Origin of the sequence: Paenibacillus sp. FSL L8-0436, from assembly GCF_038593025.1 — a bacterium.
Lineage (GTDB): Bacteria > Bacillota > Bacilli > Paenibacillales > Paenibacillaceae > Paenibacillus_AQ.
Genome location: NZ_CP151955.1, coordinates 5654137 through 5672471, shown reverse-complemented (window position 1 = coordinate 5672471; position 18335 = coordinate 5654137). Strand labels below are relative to the sequence as shown.

Annotated in this window: 16 protein-coding genes; all 16 read left to right on the top strand. The window is 50.9% G+C overall.

What is annotated here, in order from left to right; translation table 11 throughout:
• The first annotated feature begins 6 nt into the window (after positions 1–6).
• The 16 genes from NSS79_RS26320 (at position 7) to pgeF (ending at position 18327) form a co-directional block, all read left to right on the top strand.
• Positions 7–1494, top strand: a complete 1488-nt coding sequence (locus NSS79_RS26320) for a UDP-N-acetylmuramoyl-L-alanyl-D-glutamate--2,6-diaminopimelate ligase (RefSeq protein ID WP_340896965.1) — start codon at positions 7–9, stop codon at positions 1492–1494.
• The gene (gene murF, locus NSS79_RS26315) at positions 1491–2897 is read left to right on the top strand and encodes a UDP-N-acetylmuramoyl-tripeptide--D-alanyl-D-alanine ligase (protein WP_342436793.1); all 1407 of its coding nucleotides are present in this window, start codon (positions 1491–1493) and stop codon (positions 2895–2897) included. The genes NSS79_RS26320 and murF overlap by 4 nt, the downstream gene beginning before the upstream one ends.
• Positions 2898–2918: 21 nt before the next feature.
• Positions 2919–3884, top strand: coding sequence for a phospho-N-acetylmuramoyl-pentapeptide-transferase (gene mraY, locus NSS79_RS26310; protein ID WP_340896967.1), 966 nt, complete (start codon positions 2919–2921; stop codon positions 3882–3884).
• Positions 3885–3887: 3 nt separating this feature from the next.
• Complete coding sequence (gene murD / locus NSS79_RS26305; protein WP_340896968.1) at positions 3888–5309, top strand: UDP-N-acetylmuramoyl-L-alanine--D-glutamate ligase; 1422 nt, start codon at positions 3888–3890, stop codon at positions 5307–5309.
• 49 nt (positions 5310–5358) lie between these two features.
• Positions 5359–6456 (top strand): stage V sporulation protein E, encoded by a 1098-nt coding sequence (spoVE, locus tag NSS79_RS26300; RefSeq protein WP_340896969.1) that lies wholly within the window; start codon positions 5359–5361, stop codon positions 6454–6456.
• Between the two features lie 5 nt (positions 6457–6461).
• A complete protein-coding gene (gene murG, locus NSS79_RS26295) occupies positions 6462–7577 on the top strand; it encodes an undecaprenyldiphospho-muramoylpentapeptide beta-N-acetylglucosaminyltransferase (protein ID WP_342436792.1) in 1116 nt (371 codons plus the stop codon).
• A 359-nt stretch (positions 7578–7936) separates the two neighbouring features.
• Positions 7937–9220 carry a UDP-N-acetylglucosamine 1-carboxyvinyltransferase gene (gene murA, locus NSS79_RS26290; RefSeq protein ID WP_038595361.1) on the top strand — a complete coding sequence of 428 codons (1284 nt, stop codon included), beginning with the start codon at positions 7937–7939 and terminating at the stop codon, positions 9218–9220.
• Between the two features lie 64 nt (positions 9221–9284).
• Entirely contained in the window at positions 9285–10046 is a 762-nt protein-coding gene (locus tag NSS79_RS26285) for an FtsQ-type POTRA domain-containing protein (RefSeq protein ID WP_038595359.1), read from the top strand.
• A 344-nt stretch (positions 10047–10390) separates the two neighbouring features.
• Positions 10391–11653, top strand: coding sequence for a cell division protein FtsA (gene ftsA, locus NSS79_RS26280; protein WP_038595357.1), 1263 nt, complete (start codon positions 10391–10393; stop codon positions 11651–11653).
• A 61-nt stretch (positions 11654–11714) separates the two neighbouring features.
• Positions 11715–12827: a cell division protein FtsZ gene (ftsZ, locus tag NSS79_RS26275; RefSeq protein WP_342436791.1), complete on the top strand. Its 1113-nt coding sequence runs from the start codon at positions 11715–11717 to the stop codon at positions 12825–12827.
• Between the two features lie 122 nt (positions 12828–12949).
• Positions 12950–13906, top strand: a complete 957-nt coding sequence (locus NSS79_RS26270) for an Rpn family recombination-promoting nuclease/putative transposase (RefSeq protein WP_341119040.1) — start codon at positions 12950–12952, stop codon at positions 13904–13906.
• A gap of 234 nt (positions 13907–14140) precedes the next feature.
• Positions 14141–15088, top strand: a complete 948-nt coding sequence (gene spoIIGA / locus NSS79_RS26265; RefSeq protein WP_076109051.1) for a sigma-E processing peptidase SpoIIGA — start codon at positions 14141–14143, stop codon at positions 15086–15088.
• Between the two features lie 128 nt (positions 15089–15216).
• Entirely contained in the window at positions 15217–15936 is a 720-nt protein-coding gene (sigE, locus tag NSS79_RS26260; protein WP_038595351.1) for an RNA polymerase sporulation sigma factor SigE, read from the top strand.
• A 78-nt stretch (positions 15937–16014) separates the two neighbouring features.
• Positions 16015–16797, top strand: coding sequence for an RNA polymerase sporulation sigma factor SigG (gene sigG / locus NSS79_RS26255; protein WP_038595349.1), 783 nt, complete (start codon positions 16015–16017; stop codon positions 16795–16797).
• 194 nt (positions 16798–16991) lie between these two features.
• Positions 16992–17303: a YlmC/YmxH family sporulation protein gene (locus NSS79_RS26250; protein WP_038600462.1), complete on the top strand. Its 312-nt coding sequence runs from the start codon at positions 16992–16994 to the stop codon at positions 17301–17303.
• A 166-nt stretch (positions 17304–17469) separates the two neighbouring features.
• Positions 17470–18327: a peptidoglycan editing factor PgeF gene (gene pgeF / locus NSS79_RS26245; protein ID WP_342436790.1), complete on the top strand. Its 858-nt coding sequence runs from the start codon at positions 17470–17472 to the stop codon at positions 18325–18327.
• Positions 18328–18335 lie beyond the last annotated feature (8 nt).

Here is an 18335-nt window from a genome sequence, read left to right as displayed (position 1 = left end):
ATTGCTATGAACATTAATGAACTATCTTCTTGTCTTGCAGCTTCGCGCCTATACGGCGATGGTGACACAGAGATTTCCGATCTTCAGACGGATTCCCGCCAGGTGAAACCGGGTGATTTATTTATTTGTTTGCCGGGACATACTGTGGATGGGCATAAATTTGCCCCGCAGGCTGCCGCGAGTGGAGCCGCTGCCATCGTCTGCGAGCGGCGGCTGGATATTGATCTGCCCCAGCTCGTAGTGGATGACAGCAGGTTTGCTATGTCCGTGCTGGCAAATGTCTTCTTCGGATCGCCTAGCAGCCGCATGAGAATGATAGGGATCACTGGCACCAACGGCAAAACTACCACCACTTATCTGATTGAACGGATCATGCAGGACCATGGTGTAAAAACGGGACTGATCGGAACCATTCAAATGCGGTATGACGGACAAAGTTATCCGATGTCAGGCACCACGCAGGAGTCGCTTGAACTGCAGCGTACGCTTCAAGATATGGTGCTTAAAGGTGTACATTGCTGCGTGATGGAGGTATCCTCCCATGCGCTGCAGCAAGGACGCGTGAAGGGGACGGATTACCGCACAGCAATATTTACGAATTTAACCCAGGATCATCTCGATTATCATCATACAATGGAAGAGTATCGCGCCGTTAAAGGCCTGTTCTTCTCCCGTCTCGGCAACGCTATTTCTCCCTGGAAAGAAGAGCGCAAATATGCCGTACTTAACGCGGACGATGAGGCGAGCGCTTATTTTTCTGCCCAGACTGCAGCGGAAGTGATTACATATGGCATCGACAGCAAGGCAAATGTCCGAGCCTCACAAATTTCGATCACATCCAAAGGAACATTTTTCCATGTGGATACGTTTAAGGGTGAGGCAGACATTTCTCTGCGCATGGTCGGCAAGTTTAACGTATATAATGCACTTGCCGCTATCACTGCCGCTCTTCTAGAAGATGTGCCGCTTCAAGAGATCAAAGCCAGCTTAGAGTCTGTGCCAGGTGTGGACGGACGGGTGGAGTCGGTGGATGAGGGGCAGGACTTTGCGGTTATCGTTGACTATGCCCATACACCGGATGGCCTTGAAAATGTGTTGAAGGCAGTCAGCGAATTTGCAACCGGCAAAGTGCTTACCGTCTTTGGCTGCGGCGGCGATAGAGATACCACTAAACGGCCGTTGATGGGGAAGATCGCAGCCAAATACAGCGACAACGTATTTGTGACCTCTGACAACCCACGGACTGAAGATCCGCTGCTGATTCTGCGGGATATTGAAGCGGGACTGAAAGAGGATGGGGTAGCGCAGGAACGTTATGAAATGGTTCCCGACCGGCGGGAAGCGATCAGAAAAGCTATTGAAATGGCAAGCCCCGGCGATGTAGTATTGATTGCGGGGAAAGGTCATGAGACCTACCAGTTGATCGGCGGAGTGGTTCATGATTTCGATGACCGCATTGTCGCCAAAGAAGTGATAAGGGGCCGAAGCTATTGATTACAAGAACGCTGCGAAATATCGCTGACATGTGCGGGGGAGAAGTGTTTTCCGCTGAAGATATGAATGTGAAGATTGCCGGAGTAGTTACCGATTCCCGCAAAATTACGTCTGACTGTCTGTTCGTTCCGCTTGCCGGAGACAACTTTGACGGACATCATTATGGTGCCGCAGCTTTGGCTGCGGGAGCGGCCGCAACGCTATGGCAGAAGGATAAGGGGACTGCGCCTGAAGGCGGCGGGGTTATTCTGGTAGAAGACACGCTGTCTGCACTGCAGAAGCTGGCTGCTGCTTATTTGAGCGAAATTGCTCCGCAGGTTGTTGCGGTTACAGGCAGCAACGGCAAAACGACTACCAAGGATATGATTACAGCCTTGCTTGAAGGACAATTTAAGGTTCATAAAACTCAAGGCAATTTCAATAACCATATCGGACTGCCGCTTACGGTCCTTTCTATGCGCGAGGATGTGGAGATCGCCGTGTTGGAGATGGGGATGAGCTCAAGGGGCGAAATCGCCCTGCTCGCTTCGCTCGCTGCGCCTGATGTGGCCGTCATCACGAATGTAGGTGAATCCCATTTGCTGCAGCTCGGTTCCCGCAAGGAGATTGCCCGGGCCAAGCTGGAGATTGCCGAAGGACTGAAGCCGGGAGGTCTGCTGATCTATAACGGGGATGAGCCGCTGCTAGCTGAGGTTATGGCTGAAGCCTCCTTCCATGCGCCCGAGGGAATGCAAACCTTGCGTTTCGGCATCTCTACGGATAACGATGATTATCCGACCGGGATGATGACGCACAGCGGAGGTATGACCTTTACGAGTTACCTCCACAAGGAGCGTGCCTATACGCTCCCGCTGCCGGGCAGGCATAATGTAGTCAACGCATTGGCCGCGCTTGCGGTTGCACGTCATTTCGGCGTAACTGATGACCGCATAGAGGATGGACTGAAGAGGCTTAAGCTGACCGGCATGCGGATTGAAGTGATGCTGACCTCTTCGGGGCTTACCTTGCTGAATGATGCTTATAACGCCAGTCCTACCTCGATGAAAGCAGCGATTGATGTGCTGCAGTCTATGAAATGCACTGGCAGCCGAATCGCTGTGCTGGGGGACATGCTGGAACTTGGGCCGGATGAAGTGCGGTTCCACCAGGAGATCGGGACTTATCTCGATCCTGAGGAAACGGATCTGGTCTTTGCCTATGGACCACTCTCCGCCCACATTGCTGAGACGGCAAGGGACAAATTCGGAGCAGAACGCGTCTTTTCTTTTACGGACAAAGCGGAGCTGACTTCCGTCTTGATCGGGAAATGCAGTCCTGACGATGTAGTGCTGTTCAAGGCTTCCAGAGGGATGCGCTTGGAAGAAGTACTGCACAGCCTAAACAAACATTTTGAGCAAACTTAACATATTGGAGGGGGTGTACCCATGGATTATCAACTGCTGCTGCTGACGATTGCTGTGTCCTTTATCCTTGCGGTCATTGCCGCTCCGCTGATCATTCCGCTGCTGAGACGGATGAAATTCGGACAGCAGGTTCGTGATGACGGACCGCAAACTCATTTGAAAAAAGCTGGAACGCCTACCATGGGCGGTATCATTATTATGGTGGCCTTCACTTTATCTTTTCTGAAATTTTCCGTGGTGAATTCGGACTTTTATGTCCTTTTGGTAGCAACGCTCGGTTACGGGCTGATTGGTTTCCTTGATGATTATATTAAAATTGCTTTCAAGCGTTCGCTGGGACTTACAGCCCGACAAAAGCTGGCAGGTCAACTGCTGATCGGGGTGGTGTTATGCGTTCTGTTGATTAACTCCGGCCATAACACAGGCATCAGCATACCGGGAACCTCCATCAGCTTCGATTGGGGCGCATGGTTCTACTATCCATTTATTATCCTCATGATGATGGCGGTCACGAATGCAGTAAACTTTACTGACGGAGTAGACGGATTGTTGTCGGGTGTCAGCGCGATCGCGCTTGCCGCCTTTGCCGTAGTGGCCATGCAGGCTACCTCGATTGCTGCCGGTGTCTGCGCAGCAGCGATGATCGGGGCGGTATTAGGTTTTCTGGTATTTAATGCCCATCCGGCAAAAGTATTTATGGGAGATTTCGGTTCCTTCGGAATTGGCGGTGCGATCGGGGCGATTGCGATTGTGACCAAAACCGAGCTGCTGTTTGTTGTGATTGGCGGAGTTTTTGTGGTTGAGATGCTGTCTGTTATTTTGCAGGTAGCCTCCTTTAAAACGCGCGGCAAGCGCATTTTCAGAATGAGCCCGATCCACCATCACTTTGAGCTCGGCGGCTGGTCGGAATGGCGGGTTGTTGTCTCCTTCTGGGCGGTTAGCCTTGTGCTGGCGGCAGTAGGACTATATATCAGCAAGGGGTTGTAAAGAATGAAACATCCGGATATGTACCGAGGGGAAGAGGTGGTCGTCCTGGGGCTGGCTAAAAGCGGGGTCCAGGTGGCCAAAGTGCTGCATGAGCGCGGTGCGGTAGTTACGGTCAACGATAAAAAGGAAAGAGATCAAAGTCCCGAAGCTTCCGAACTGGAATCTTTGGGAATTTCTGTTATATGCGGCGGACATCCGGAAGGACTGATTCATCCAGGTGTCAGCCTGGTGGTCAAAAATCCGGGCATCCCCTACACTGTTCCTCCAGTGCAGCAGGCGCTGCAGCTAGGCATCGAGGTTGTGACCGAGGTGGAGGTGGCTTACCGGCTCTGTGCCGCCCCCATGATCGGTATAACCGGCTCTAACGGAAAGACAACGACTACGACCTGGGTAGGCCGCATGCTGGAGGCCGCAGGGATGAAGCCGATTGTTGCCGGCAACATCGGTACGCCGCTCTCTCAGGCCGCTCTGGAGGCGGATGAGGACAACTGGATGGTTGTCGAACTAAGCAGCTTCCAGCTTAAGGGGACGGAGACCTTCCGTCCCAAGGTGGGTGCTCTGCTGAATGTAGCCGAAACCCATCTGGATTATCATGGCGACATGGACGATTATGTGGCTTCCAAAGCGAAGCTGTTTGCTAACCAGGGACCTTCTGACACGGCTGTGCTGAACTGGGATGATCCGGTTTGCCGGGGCCTGGTTCCTTACATCAAAGGCAGCCTATTGCCTTTCTCCATGACGGAGGAGCTGGTTCAGGGCATCTTTGTCCGTCCCTCTTTTGTGCCGGATACCGAAGATGACCACAATCGGGTAATCATTTATCGTGATTATTCGGAGAGCGAGACGGAGATTGCCACGGTGGATTCCATTGGCCTGCCGGGGCGGTTCAACGTTGAGAATGCCTTGGCTGCCTGCGGAATCGCCATCGCTGCCGGAGCAGCTCCGGAGGGTCTTGGTGCTGTGCTGGCTTCTTTCCGCGGGGTGGAGCACCGTCTGGAATATGTGGCGGATAAGGCTGGAGCCTCTTACTACAACAACTCCAAAGCAACAAACTCCAAAGCCACCTCCATGGCATTGGCTTCGTTCCGCGAGCCGATTGTATTGATCGCCGGGGGACTCGACCGCGGGTCCGATTATATGGAGCTTCTGCCTGTCCTCAGCGGCAATGTGAAGGGGCTGGTGGTCCTGGGGCAAACAAAGGACAAGCTGGCCAGTGTGGCGCAAATGGCAGGAGTAAAGCACATCATCTCCGTCGATAATGGGGAGAGCGCCGCCGCCGTGCTGCAGCAGGCTGTCCGGGAGGCTTCCGCCCTTGCGGAAGAAGGAGATGTTGTTCTCCTGTCTCCTGCCTGTGCAAGTTGGGATATGTTTACCTCGTATGAGGAGCGCGGGCGTATTTTTAAAGAGGCGGTGCATAACCTTTAAGTAGGGGGGTGGATAAGCCCCTACTACGGATGCAAGAGGTGTGCTCCTGATGAAGAAATCCCGTCATGCGCCTGATATCTGGCTGCTGATTCCGATTCTGGCTCTACTGGCAATCGGCATGGTGATGGTGTACAGCGCCGGGTCCGTTTTGGGCTTCCGCAATTATGGCGATTCGTTTTATTTTGTTAAAAGACAGCTGCTGTTTGCCGGACTGGGTCTCGGGGCAATGTTTGTTACTGCCAACACGGACTATCTGGTGCTCAAAAAATTTGCGAAGCCTGCTCTGATCATCTGCTTCGTTCTGCTCGTGATGGTGCTCATTCCCGGAATCGGGGTTGTGCGCGGCGGTGCGCGGAGCTGGCTGGGCATCAGCTCCTTCGGAATTCAGCCCTCCGAGTTTATGAAGATGGGGATGATTCTTTTTCTGGCAAAATGGCTGGGACAGGATGACTATGATATCTCCGTCTTCACTCGAGGGCTGCTTCCTCCCCTGGCATTGATTGGTTCTGCTTTTGGGCTGATTATGCTGCAGCCGGATCTGGGCACTGGCACTGTAATGTTCGGTGCGGCTCTGATGATGGTGTTCACGGCAGGAGCCCGGATGAAGCATCTGCTGTCACTCGGTGTGGCCGGTGTCGCCGGGTTCGCCGGATTGGTTGCTGCCGCGCCATACCGCTTGCAGCGCATTACAGCATTCCTGGATCCCTGGTCGGATCCGCTCGGCGCCGGTTACCAGATTATCCAGTCGCTGTATGCGATTGGACCAGGCGGCCTTGGCGGCCTTGGACTGGGCATGAGCCGGCAAAAGTACAGCTACGTGCCGGAGCCGCAGACTGATTTTATTTTTTCTATATTGGCCGAGGAGCTCGGATTTATCGGGGGGCTGGCAGTACTGCTGCTGTTTCTGATTCTAATCTGGCGCGGGATGAAGGTGGCGATGAGCCTGCCTGACCGTTTCGGCAGTTATCTGGCCGTAGGCATCGTCTGTATGGTGGCTGTCCAGGTTATCATCAACATCGGTGTTGTCATCGGCATGATGCCGGTAACGGGCATTACGCTCCCGCTGATCAGCTATGGAGGCTCGTCGCTGACCCTGATGCTTACAGCACTCGGTATTTTACTGAATTTATCCCGTTATGCGAGGTGAGAGACATGCGTATCGTATTAAGCGGCGGGGGTACGGGGGGACATATTTATCCCGCCGTAGCCGTCGCCAGACAACTGGAAGAGGAAGACAAGGGCTCTGCCTTTTTGTATATCGGAGGCAAGCGTGGTCTGGAGAGCAAAATCGTTCCCCAGGAGAAAATTCCATTCAAGGCGATTGATATTACGGGCTTCCGCCGGAAGCTCTCCATGGACAATGTAAAGACAGTCATGCGTTTCCTCAAGGGGGTTAAAGCCTCCAAAGAAATGCTCAGAGAATTTAAACCGGATGTCGTGATCGGCACTGGAGGTTATGTCTGCGGCCCGGTCGTTTATGCGGCTTCCCGTCTTGGAATTCCGACCTTGATTCATGAGCAGAATGCCATTCCCGGGCTTACGAACCGCTTCCTCAGCCGGTATGCCGACACAGTTGCCGTAAGCTTTGAAGGGACTGAATCGGCCTTTCCGGGAGGCAAAAACGTCATTTATACAGGCAATCCCCGGGCAACAACCGTAACGACTGCCAGCGCTCAGAGAGGTTTCGCATCACTGGGCATTCCTGAAGGCAGCACAGTGGTGCTGGTTGTCGGAGGCAGCGGGGGGGCTAAGGCCATCAATCAGGCGATGATTGAGATGGCCCCGTATTTGGGTAAGGGTAATGGTGTTCATTATGTGTATGTTACCGGCGAGTCCTATTTCGAAGAGACCCGGAAAGCCCTGCGTCAAAAGCTGGGAAGCGAGCCAGACTGGCTGCATATCCTTCCCTATATTCACAATATGCCCGAGGTTCTGGCTTGTCTTTCTCTGATTGTGAACCGGGCAGGCGCATCTTTTCTTGCAGAAATTACGGCACTGGGTATCCCCTCCGTCCTTATCCCGTCCCCCAACGTGACGAATAATCATCAGGAAGCAAATGCCAGACAATTGGAACGTGAAGGTGCGGCGGTTGTGCTGCTGGAGAAGGATCTGAACGGCCAGACCCTGCTGGCGGCCGTACAGAAGATTATTGGTGCAGAAGATGTGCAGAGAAGCATGTCGGAAGCCTCAAGACGTCTTGGCAAAAGAGATTCCGCCTCGCTGGTCGTGGCCGAGCTGCGCAGGCTCGTGGCTAACCGTAAAGCCTAGGTCTTCTGCAGGTTGTTGGGTAATGTATAACTGAAGACGATGTTATTTCCCGATGGCGTGAACAGGTAATTAGGCGGGGAAACGCGCACTTTTTTTCTAGTTAAGAGGTTGTGAGTTTCTTGGTGAACAGCAAAGCAATTCTCCGTGCCGAACCTGTACTTAGAGCGTTAATCTTCTTGTTATCCTCCACTGTCACACACCCGGGGTTATGAACATAGGATAATCCTATAATCGTGACAATCACCCAGGGCACTTCCGGTTTATGAGATGACAAAAGCGGGAGGGCCATCCCGCACATTTCATTGCGCTTGTACGGGAAGTGCTTGTGGTGGGTGAGCGGTAATCTCGGAGGTGATACATTGGACAAATTGGTGATTGAGGGTGGAAACCCCCTGTCAGGCACCATACGTATCCATGGAGCAAAAAATGCGGCGCTGCCGATCCTGGCGGCAAGCCTGCTGGCCGAAGGAGTTCACTCACTGCATAATGTGCCGAAGCTGCTGGACATCGAAACAATGCTGAATATTTTGGAACGGCTGGGCTGCAGGGGCGTGCATGAAGACGAGACGGTGACCATCGACACGTCAATGCTGGGCACTTCCCATGTTCCTGAGGATTTAATGCGGCAGATGAGATCGTCTATTTTTCTGATGGGACCGTTATTATCCAGATTTGGAGAGGTGACGATTTATCAGCCGGGAGGCTGTGCGATCGGGGAGCGCAAGATTGATCTTCATCTGCAGGGACTGAAGCAGCTGGGGGCGGAAATTGAAGAGAGCAATGGACGGATTTCCTGCCGGGCCGCAAGACTTAAGGGAAGCGATATACATCTGGATTATCCTAGTGTCGGAGCCACGGAGAACATTATGATGGCTGCTTCCATGGCAGAAGGAACGACAACGATATCGGGTGCGGCCAGAGAGCCGGAGATTCAGGATCTGCAGAATTTCCTGAATCAGATGGGTGCCCAGATTATCGGTGCCGGTACCGATACCATTACGATTCAAGGTGTAAAGAAGCTATATCCCTGTACGTACGAGGTTATTCCCGACAGGATTGTCGCCGGAACGGTCATGATAGCCGCTGCCGCCACGCGGGGCAACGTTACATTGACCCATACCAATGCCGGGCATTTAACCTCCCTGATCCATGTGCTGAGGAGGGCTGGTGTTCAAATCACCGTATGCAATGATATAATTAATATCAGTTGCATGGGACGTCCCCGTGCGGTGGAACGAATCGTTACTTCTCCCTACCCTTCCTTTCCCACAGATCTCCAATCTCAGGTAATGGTGCTGCTGTCGCTGGCCGACGGATTCAGCGTTATCAAAGAGACGGTATTCGAGGGACGCTTCAAGCATGTGGAAGAGATGGCCAGGATGGGCGCCGATATTTCCATTGATCTGAACCGTGCGTTTATCCGCGGGGTGCAGAGACTGTATGGAGCAACGGTGGAAGCAACCGACCTGCGGGCGGGAGCTGCCCTGGTGATTGCCGGACTCGCCGCTCATGGGACCACGGTTGTTGAGCAGGCGCATCATATTGACCGCGGATATGACGGCATTGAGCAGCTCTTTCAGAAGCTGGGTGCACGCATCAGCCGCAAAGTACCTGTGCCGGGTCCGTTTGATTTGGCCAATTAAAGCTCCCTGTCTCCTTCAGCTTCATGCGTGGGAAGGAGACAGGGCCTTATTACGGAGATATGAGATGCCAAAAACCCGTTTACCTCTTCTTAAAGAGGACAAGCCTACCAAAAAAATGAGCCGAAAGATTACTTTCATTCTGCTGCTGCTGTTTATTGCGCTGCTGGCCGTGATTTTCTTCCGCTCGTCCATGAGCCGGATTACAGAGATCCAATTTCAGGGAAACAAATATTCCACCCGTGAGGAGCTGCTTGAGAAAAGCGGACTTGCCCTCGGAGGACAGTATTTTGCCGTCTCTAATGATGCAGTGGCCGATCGCCTTAAGGAGCTCAAGACGGTTCAGGAGGCCAGTGTGGAAAAGAAATTCCCCGGTCTAGTCACCATCAGTATTAAGGAGTACCCTGCAGTGGCCTATGAATTGGATCAAGATGGCGTACTGGAGGCGATTCTATCCAGCGGTGCTGCTGTTTCCGTGAATGAAACGGGCATTGCGGTGGAGAAGCCGATCTTGACAAGCTGGGGGGAAGATGATCCCCATAAAGCCAAATTGTGCCAGGCTCTCGCCAGTATCCCTAATGAACTGACCAGTGACATTTCCGAGATTGTGCCATCACCAACATTATCCTTTCCAGACCGCATCAAGCTGTATACCCGTTCGCATTTTGAAGTCATTACGGCAATTTCTTTGCTTAAGGATAAAGTGGAGTATTTGAATCAAGTGATAGAGACCGAGGAGCCCGGCCTGATCAAGATGCTTGAAGCGGATTCCTATGTTCCTTTTGCACCTGTAAAAGAGGAGAATGTGAAAGAGGACACGCAAGAGTAAATAGGCCCTACTAATAGTAAGAAAAAAATGCTACAATCGGTTTTACGGGCAATAGGCAACGTCCCTCTTTTTTCTTCGGATTTTTTGAAATGAAGTATCAAATATGGATGACATATCTTTATTACGCTTATATTTCATGTAATAAATGCCTGTTTTCAGGTTTTTAGCAGCTGCTGTCTTCATGCGAGATGCTTGTCATATTATCCCACTCAAAAAATTTGTAGAAAAAAGAGGGAAAGGATTAGAGATGTTGAATATGTACAGAGAAGTTTTTCTTCAATGGAAACCAAAAACTAAATTAGCTTTACATTTCATTTTGATAATAACAGGAGGTGCCATAGGGCTTGAGCAACAATGACATCATTGTTAGTTTGGACATCGGTACATCCAAAGTTCGGGCAATTATTGGGGAAGTTACTAATGGAACCTTTAATATTATTGGCGTTGGATCTGCTGATTCGGAAGGAATACGAAAAGGTGCGATTGTAGATATCGACCAGACTGTGCAATCGATCAAGAGTGCTGTAGATCATGCGGAGCAAATGGTCGGTATACAAATATCCGAGGTCTATGTCGGCATTTCCGGCAATCATATCGGGCTTCAATCCAGTCATGGTGTTGTGGCCGTTCAGAATGAGGATCGTGAAATCGGCGAAGATGATATCGATCGTGTAATCAAGGCAGCAGAAGTTATTGCACTGCCTCCTGAACGCGAGGTAATTGATGTTGTCGCCAAGCAATATATCGTCGATGGCCTTGAAGGAATCCAGGATCCCCGCGGGATGATCGGAGTTCGTCTGGAAGTGGAAGCGACGATTATTACCGGGGCTAAAACGCCAATACATAATCTGCTTCGCTGCGTAGAGAAATCAGGACTTAAAGTCAAAGATCTTGTACTGATGTCTCTTGGAGCTGGCGGATTAGCGCTTTCCAAAGATGAGAAATCAATGGGCGCCGTGCTGGTTGACATCGGTGCGGGCTCAACGACGATAGCCGTATATGAAGAAGGTTCCCTTTGTGCCACCTCCACGATCCCGATCGGCGGAGAATTTGTAACCAATGATATCGCATACGGACTCCGTACACTTACTGATCAGGCGGAGAAGGTGAAGCTGAAGTATGGCTGCGCCTGGATTGACGACGCCGCTTCTGACGTGGTGTTCAAGGTGCTCCGGATCGGCAGCAATGTGGAAAAAGAATTTAATCAGGAAGATCTTGCGGCGATCATTGAACCGAGAGTGCAGGAAATCTTCCATCTGATTCGTCAGGAAGTGAAGCGGCTTGGTTACAATGAGCTTCCCGGAGGTTATATACTAACGGGTGGCACTGTATCTATGCCGGGGGTATTAAAAGCTGCCCAGACTGAACTATCAGCCTCTGTGCGCGTTGCGGTGCCGGATTATATCGGAGTCCGCGATCCCGGATTTACGGGAGGAGTAGGCATCCTGCATAACGTTGTCCGCAGATTCCGCGGACGCGGAAACAGCAGCAGCGGGAATAAAAAGACGGTCAACCGGAACAAGCAGAATGCAGCTCCAAATCAGGAAGCCGTTTCGAAGCCGGGTTTGGTGGAACGTCTAAAGAATATGTTCAGCGAGTTCATATAAGTGTAAGTCCAGATATACTTGGACTGGCCATCCAAGCACATTGAGGGGGAGATGGAACAATATGTTGGAATTTGATTTTGAAATGGAGAGCTTGGCGCAAATAAAGGTCATCGGCGTGGGCGGCGGCGGTAGTAATGCTGTCAACCGGATGATTGAAAATGGCGTTCAGGGTGTGGAATTCATCACAGTTAATACAGATGCCCAAGCGCTGCATATGGCCAAATCGGAGCATAAACTGCAAATTGGGGACAAGCTGACCCGGGGACTTGGCGCGGGTGCCAATCCTGAGGTGGGCAAGAAAGCGGCCGAGGAGTCCCGTGATCTGATTTCAAATACGCTTAAAGGTGCAGATATGGTATTCGTAACCGCAGGTATGGGCGGGGGTACCGGAACGGGTGCAGCGCCTGTAATTGCTGAGATTGCCAGAGAGTGCGGAGCATTGACGGTTGGCGTCGTGACCCGTCCGTTTACTTTTGAAGGCAGAAAACGTTCCAACCAGGCAGAACTGGGTATTGAAGCACTGAAAGAAAAAGTGGATACCTTAATCGTTATTCCGAATGACCGCCTGCTGGAAATTGTGGATAAGAAAACACCGATGCTGGAAGCTTTCCGCGAAGCGGACAACGTGCTCCGTCAAGCGGTACAGGGCATTTCCGACCTGATTGCTGTTCCGGGTCTGATTAACCTTGACTTTGCCGATGTGAAGACCATCATGACAGAACGCGGATCTGCGCTTATGGGCATCGGTATTGCCACCGGCGAGAACCGTGCTTCGGAGGCGGCCCGCAAAGCGATCATGAGTCCGCTCCTGGAGACCTCCATTGAAGGTGCTCGCGGCGTGATTATGAACATTACAGGGGGTTCTAACCTTTCCCTGTATGAGGTGAATGAAGCAGCCGAGATCGTTACCTCTGCTTCTGATCCTGAAGTGAATATGATCTTTGGTGCCATTATTGAGGAAAGCATGAAGGATGAAATCAAAGTTACGGTAATCGCTACCGGCTTTGAACATAAGCCTTCACCTGTTGCTCCAGCCCGCCGTCCATCGGCGAGCAGCGAACCTGCTGCGGCGGATAAGAATGCCAATCTGCGTCCGTTTGGCAATCAGACGGCCTCAGACCAGCTGGACATTCCAACATTCCTGCGCAACCGTACGCGCGGCAATAACGACTAATAAAATAGTATAGTGTAAATAGATTTACGGAAGCACCGTATCTCCCTAGCGATCAGCTATGGGTGGATACGGTGTTTTTTGGTTTATCGGCTGTTATAATACTAGTAGCGGGAGAGGATACAATGAAACTGCTTGATCCCCGGGTTGATTTTGTATTTAAACGTATTTTTGCAAGTGAGGGCAATAAGGATGTACTGTTGGCTTTTCTTAACGGGATTTTTTCGGATGCGGGGGAACCTCCGCTGAATGAAGTGGTGCTGCTCAATCCATACACGGATAAGGATGATCCGCTGGATAAGCAATCGATATTCGACATATGGGCCAAGACCGAGGAAGGCAAGTTGATCAATATTGAAATGCAGCTGTTCAATAAATACGATATTGAGAAGCGCACACTCTATTATTGGAGCAAACGATATTCGGGTCAGTTGCAGGAGACGGGTAAGTATAAGGATCTCAAAAAATGTGTGACCATCAATATATTAAATTATAAAGTTTTGCCCAATGAGCATACTCATAGTGTGTTTCATCTGCGGGAAGATAGGAATGGAACTCCGCTCGCCGACGATATTGAAATTCATTTCTTGGAGCTGCCGAAGCTGGAGCATACGCCTGTTCCCGGTGAAGGCGGTTTGGTTAATTGGCTGTTGTTTCTGAAAGGAATAGACGATTCGAATTGGGAGGTGCTTAGCATGAATGAGCCTGTCTTGAAAAAGGCAATGGATACGCTGCAATTCCTGAGCCAGGATGAGGAGGCCCGTATGAAGTATGAAGCCCGCCAGAAGTTTTTGCTGGATGAGGCTTCGCAAAGAGACGGGGCGCTTACAGAGGGCTTTGCCAAAGGGTTGGCTGAGGGAAGAGCGGTAGGAAGAGCTGCGGGTATAGAGGAAGGTAAGGCGGAAGGCAAGTTGGAAGGGAAGTTAGAAGGGAAGTTAGAAGGGAAGTTAGAAGGGAAGTTAGAAGGGAAATTAGAAGCCAGATTGGAAGTAGCAAGAAATCTGCTTGCGATGGGACTGGACTATCATGCGATCCGAACGGCAACGGGGCTTACAGATGAAGAATTAGAGTCTATGAAGTGAATTTAAGAATAGGAATTTTGAAGTCAGCCTTTGGATTTTAGAGGCTGGCTTTTTTTATTAAAAGATAAGAATTTATAGGCTGCACGCTATAACTCGACAAAAAAACCTCAAGAATGCCCCCCAAGTTTAGACAGACTTTGAATGCGAGAGTTCCTATACTAATCTTATCGTCCAAAAAGAGAGCCTGATCCCCGGCCTTGAGGATAGACAGCAGCCCTTAGGCAGGTGAATGCGTTGGTAGTTTATATTGACTTGATTTTCGCTGCCAATCTGCTGATCGATGGCATTCTTCTATGGCTGACAGGCTGGCTGGTCAAACTTAAGGCCTCCTGGTGGAGACTGGCGCTCTCCGCGCTGGTTGGCGCGCTTTATGTAGTGATGATGTTCGTACCGGAGCTGTCTTTTCTCTATACCTTCCTCATTAAGTTCGGATTGTCGGTAGTCATGCTGTGGATTGCCTTTGGATTCAGGAGTCTGCAAAGCTACCTCCGTGTGCTGGGGGCCTTTTATATTATTAATTTTGCAGCAGCCGGCGGCATTGTAGGTATTCACTATTTGTTGCAGAGCTCAGGCGACATCTGGAACGGTATTCTGTTTACCTCTTCAGGAGGCCAAGCATACCGGATGAAGATCGGTTTCTGGTTTGTGCTTGCGGTTTTACCGCTGGTACTGCTCCTCTTTAAGCTCTTCCATTCTTCACGGGTCCGCAGGGAGCAGCTCGAATCGTACATTGGTGAGGTAACTGTGGAAATTGACGGCGTAACTGTGGTCTGTCCAGGGCTGCTGGATACAGGGAACCGGCTAAGTGATCCGTTGACGCGGATTCCGGTAATGGTTATGGAGGCGTCGCTCTGGGAAGGCCATCTGCCTGCTTCATGGAAAGGGAGGCTGACACAGACGAGCGCAGACACCCTTCTGCTGGAAACGGACGGGCAGTCTTTTGCCTGGCAGGACAGGATGCGGCTTGTCCCTTATAGGGGCATCAACCGTGGTTCATCCTTTATGCTTGCGCTGAAGCCGGATCTTGTGAAGATACAGCTGGGTGAGGAGACCTTTTACAGCAAAAGGGTGCTCATCGGGCTGGATGGCGGGACACTGTCGGGAGACGGCGCGTACCGGGCGGTCATACATCCTGATCTCGCCCAAAAAGAACAGGCTGCTGACGCGGCGCTGCCATGCTGATAACCGCAGAAGCATTTGGCATTTCAATCCTAATATCGGACAAAGGGAATTGGGGCAGGGCAGCAGGAAAATGGATGGGATAAGAAATATCACAGGGTTACTGTGTACTTCTTGGAGGAGGAACAAGAATGGTCAAATGGAAGTTAGCACTGCAACTGCAATATTACCGCATGCTGTTTCTGCTGGGGCTGAAAAGCCAGGAAATTTATTATATCGGTGGAAGCGAGGCGCTGCCTCCGCCCTTGACGAGGGAAGAGGAGGAGTATTTGCTGCAGCGGCTGTCGAGCGGCGATGCGGCAGTCCGGGCCATGCTGATTGAGCGCAACCTGCGGCTCGTTGTATACATTGCCCGGAAATTTGAGAACACCGGCATCAACATTGAAGATCTTGTTTCTATCGGGGCCATTGGACTAATCAAGGCGGTGAATACGTTTGATCCGGAGAAAAAAATCAAGCTGGCTACCTATGCCTCACGCTGCATCGAAAATGAGATACTGATGTATTTGCGGCGGAACAGCAAGACACGGAGTGAGGTGTCCTTTGATGAACCGCTAAATATTGACTGGGACGGCAACGAGCTGCTTCTCTCCGATGTGCTTGGGACCGAGAACGACACCATTTACCGGAACATCGAAGAGCAAGTGGACCGGAAGCTGCTGCAGAAGGCGCTGGAGAAGCTGAGTGAGCGGGAACGCCTGATTATGGAGCTAAGGTTTGGACTGCGCGGGGGAGAAGAAAAAACGCAAAAGGATGTGGCCGATCTGCTGGGTATTTCCCAATCCTATATTTCGCGTCTGGAAAAAAGAATTATCAAGCGGCTGCGCAAGGAGTTTAACAAGATGGTGTAAGCCTAAATCAGCAAGGAATAAAATGCCGGACCGGGGAGATAATGTACAGTAATGTTTCTCCTTGGGAGGTAAATCATCATGACCCGAAATAAAGTCGAGATTTGCGGTGTGGACACCAGCAAGCTGCCCGTTCTAACAAACGTGGAAATGCGGGAGCTGTTCACTTCGCTGCAGCAGCAGGGCGAGCGATCCGCCAGAGAGAAATTGGTAAATGGTAACCTTAGACTCGTTCTTAGTGTTATTCAAAGGTTCAATAATCGGGGAGAGTTCGTTGACGATCTGTTCCAGGTAGGCTGCATCGGGTTGATGAAAGCCATCGATAATTTTGATTTATCGCAAAATGTGAAGTTCTCCACCTATGCGGTGCCGATGATTATCGGTGAAATCCGCAGGTATCTACGCGATAATAACCCGATTCGGGTATCACGTTCGCTCAGGGATATCGCATACAAGGCGCTGCAGGTGCGTGACAGTCTGACGAACCAGAATTCCCGGGAGCCGACGATTTTTGAAATTTCCGAGGCGCTGGGAGTTCCGAAAGAAGATGTGGTATTTGCTTTAGACGCCATCCAGGACCCGGTCTCCTTGTTCGAGCCAATCTACCATGACGGCGGGGACCCGATTTATGTGATGGACCAGATTAGCGACGATAAGAATAAAGATGTCTCTTGGATTGAGGAAATTGCATTGAGGGAAGCGATGCGCAAACTGGGACAACGCGAGAAGCGGATACTGTCCATGCGTTTCTTCGAGGGCAAGACCCAGATGGAGGTCGCCGATGAGATTGGGATCTCTCAAGCCCAGGTTTCCAGACTTGAGAAATCGGCCATCCAGCAAATGCAAAAGCATGTGAAGACCTGAGTAACAGCGATAGATGAAGCAGGGGTATCCAGGGTGCTATAAGCCCTTCTGGATACCCCTTTGTATGTAGAACCGTATTGGAAAATATTTATTGCATTGCATGTAGCCAAGCCCGAACAACATATATTGGACTATATGTCTGAAAGTACAGGGGTGGCGAGGTGAACGAGGATTCAATAGGCACAGGCAAAAAAATGAAAATCTCCGATTTTCAGACCAAGGATGTCATTAATATTGTCGACGGCAAGCGGCTCGGGCAAATCAGTGATCTGGAGCTCGACCTGCGCCGTGGAGTTATTGACGCAATCATTGTGCCCGGGTACACACGGTTTATGGGGCTCTTTGGAGGTGGCGCTGATTTGATCATTCCCTGGAGGAATATCGTTAAGATTGGTGCTGATGTTGTGCTCGTAAAGATAGAGGAGTCCAGAATGCCCCAAGGTCAGGAAGAGCGGGAAACTATGTATTTGGAACGCGGAGACCGCAGTGAAAGGCGCACATATTAACCGGGTGCGTCTTTTTTTGGAGGAAACGGGTATAGAGCTTATGTAAGAAGTGCAGCCCATAACCGGGAGATTGTTCGGGGGCTTTGTAAAGTACTTGAGTAAGCTTCGAGGTCTTAACAACACTTTGTGGGGAGGTCTTGTGGTACACTTAGGCGGAGGTGAGAAGATGGAACCGTTCGTACAAATCGACAGAACGCCTGTGCAGCTTCATCTGGAGCCGTGGTGTTCAGCACATGCCCAAATTACTGCCGGCTTTACAGGAAGACAAGGTGGTGCGGGCAAGGCGCCTTATGACAGCTTCAACTGTGCTCTTCATGTCGGCGATGACGTGGAAGATGTGATCAGCAACCGGAGGATGCTCGCCGAGAGTCTCGGTTTTACACTGGATTCATGGACATGCGGGGAACAAACTCATGGGAAAAATATTGCGGTTGTTACCAAAGAGAACCAAGGATACGGCAATCTGGACAGAGCAAGCGCCTTTCAGTCCACTGATGGGCTGCTGACCAATGTGCCGGGGGTGCTGCTGACTTCCTTTTATGCGGACTGTGTGCCGCTATATTTCTATGATCCTTTGCAGCAGGTGGCCGGCCTTGCGCATGCGGGCTGGAAAGGGACTGTAGCAGAAATTGCCGGGGCTATGGTCAGCACAATGGGTGAGGTCTACGGCAGCCGTCCAAAAGATATCCTGACAGCCATTGGACCTTCTATCGGTGAATGCTGTTATGAGGTCGATGATTATGTAATGAATCATGTCCGCCGGTTGGAGGATGAACTTAGCACACTGAATTTGGCTGAGAACGCTCCGTTCTTATACAGGAAGTCGGATGCAGATGACAGCAAAAGCATGCTGAACTTGAAAGAAATGAATCGACGCATTATGATTAAAGCAGGAATATTGCCGACTCATATCGAATGTACAACTTGGTGTACAAGCTGTAACAGTGATCTCTTCTTCTCATACCGTAAGGAAAACGGGGTTACAGGAAGAATGACGAGCTGGATCGGAATAAAGGAGAGCTGAAAGTTGGG

What these genes read in the sequence shown, in the direction of transcription:
- NSS79_RS26285 (WP_038595359.1), top strand. Translation starts at nt 9,285, where the DNA reads ATGCCAAAAACCCGTTTACCTCTTCTTAAAGAGGACAAGCCTACCAAA.
- ftsZ (WP_342436791.1), top strand. Translation starts at nt 11,715, where the DNA reads ATGTTGGAATTTGATTTTGAAATGGAGAGCTTGGCGCAAATAAAGGTC.
- NSS79_RS26250 (WP_038600462.1), top strand. Translation starts at nt 16,992, where the DNA reads ATGAAAATCTCCGATTTTCAGACCAAGGATGTCATTAATATTGTCGAC.
- sigE (WP_038595351.1), top strand. Translation starts at nt 15,217, where the DNA reads ATGGTCAAATGGAAGTTAGCACTGCAACTGCAATATTACCGCATGCTG.
- murD (WP_340896968.1), top strand. Translation starts at nt 3,888, where the DNA reads ATGAAACATCCGGATATGTACCGAGGGGAAGAGGTGGTCGTCCTGGGG.
- NSS79_RS26270 (WP_341119040.1), top strand. Translation starts at nt 12,950, where the DNA reads ATGAAACTGCTTGATCCCCGGGTTGATTTTGTATTTAAACGTATTTTT.
- murG (WP_342436792.1), top strand. Translation starts at nt 6,462, where the DNA reads ATGCGTATCGTATTAAGCGGCGGGGGTACGGGGGGACATATTTATCCC.
- NSS79_RS26320 (WP_340896965.1), top strand. Translation starts at nt 7, where the DNA reads ATGAACATTAATGAACTATCTTCTTGTCTTGCAGCTTCGCGCCTATAC.
- spoVE (WP_340896969.1), top strand. Translation starts at nt 5,359, where the DNA reads ATGAAGAAATCCCGTCATGCGCCTGATATCTGGCTGCTGATTCCGATT.
- sigG (WP_038595349.1), top strand. Translation starts at nt 16,015, where the DNA reads ATGACCCGAAATAAAGTCGAGATTTGCGGTGTGGACACCAGCAAGCTG.
- mraY (WP_340896967.1), top strand. Translation starts at nt 2,919, where the DNA reads ATGGATTATCAACTGCTGCTGCTGACGATTGCTGTGTCCTTTATCCTT.
- pgeF (WP_342436790.1), top strand. Translation starts at nt 17,470, where the DNA reads ATGGAACCGTTCGTACAAATCGACAGAACGCCTGTGCAGCTTCATCTG.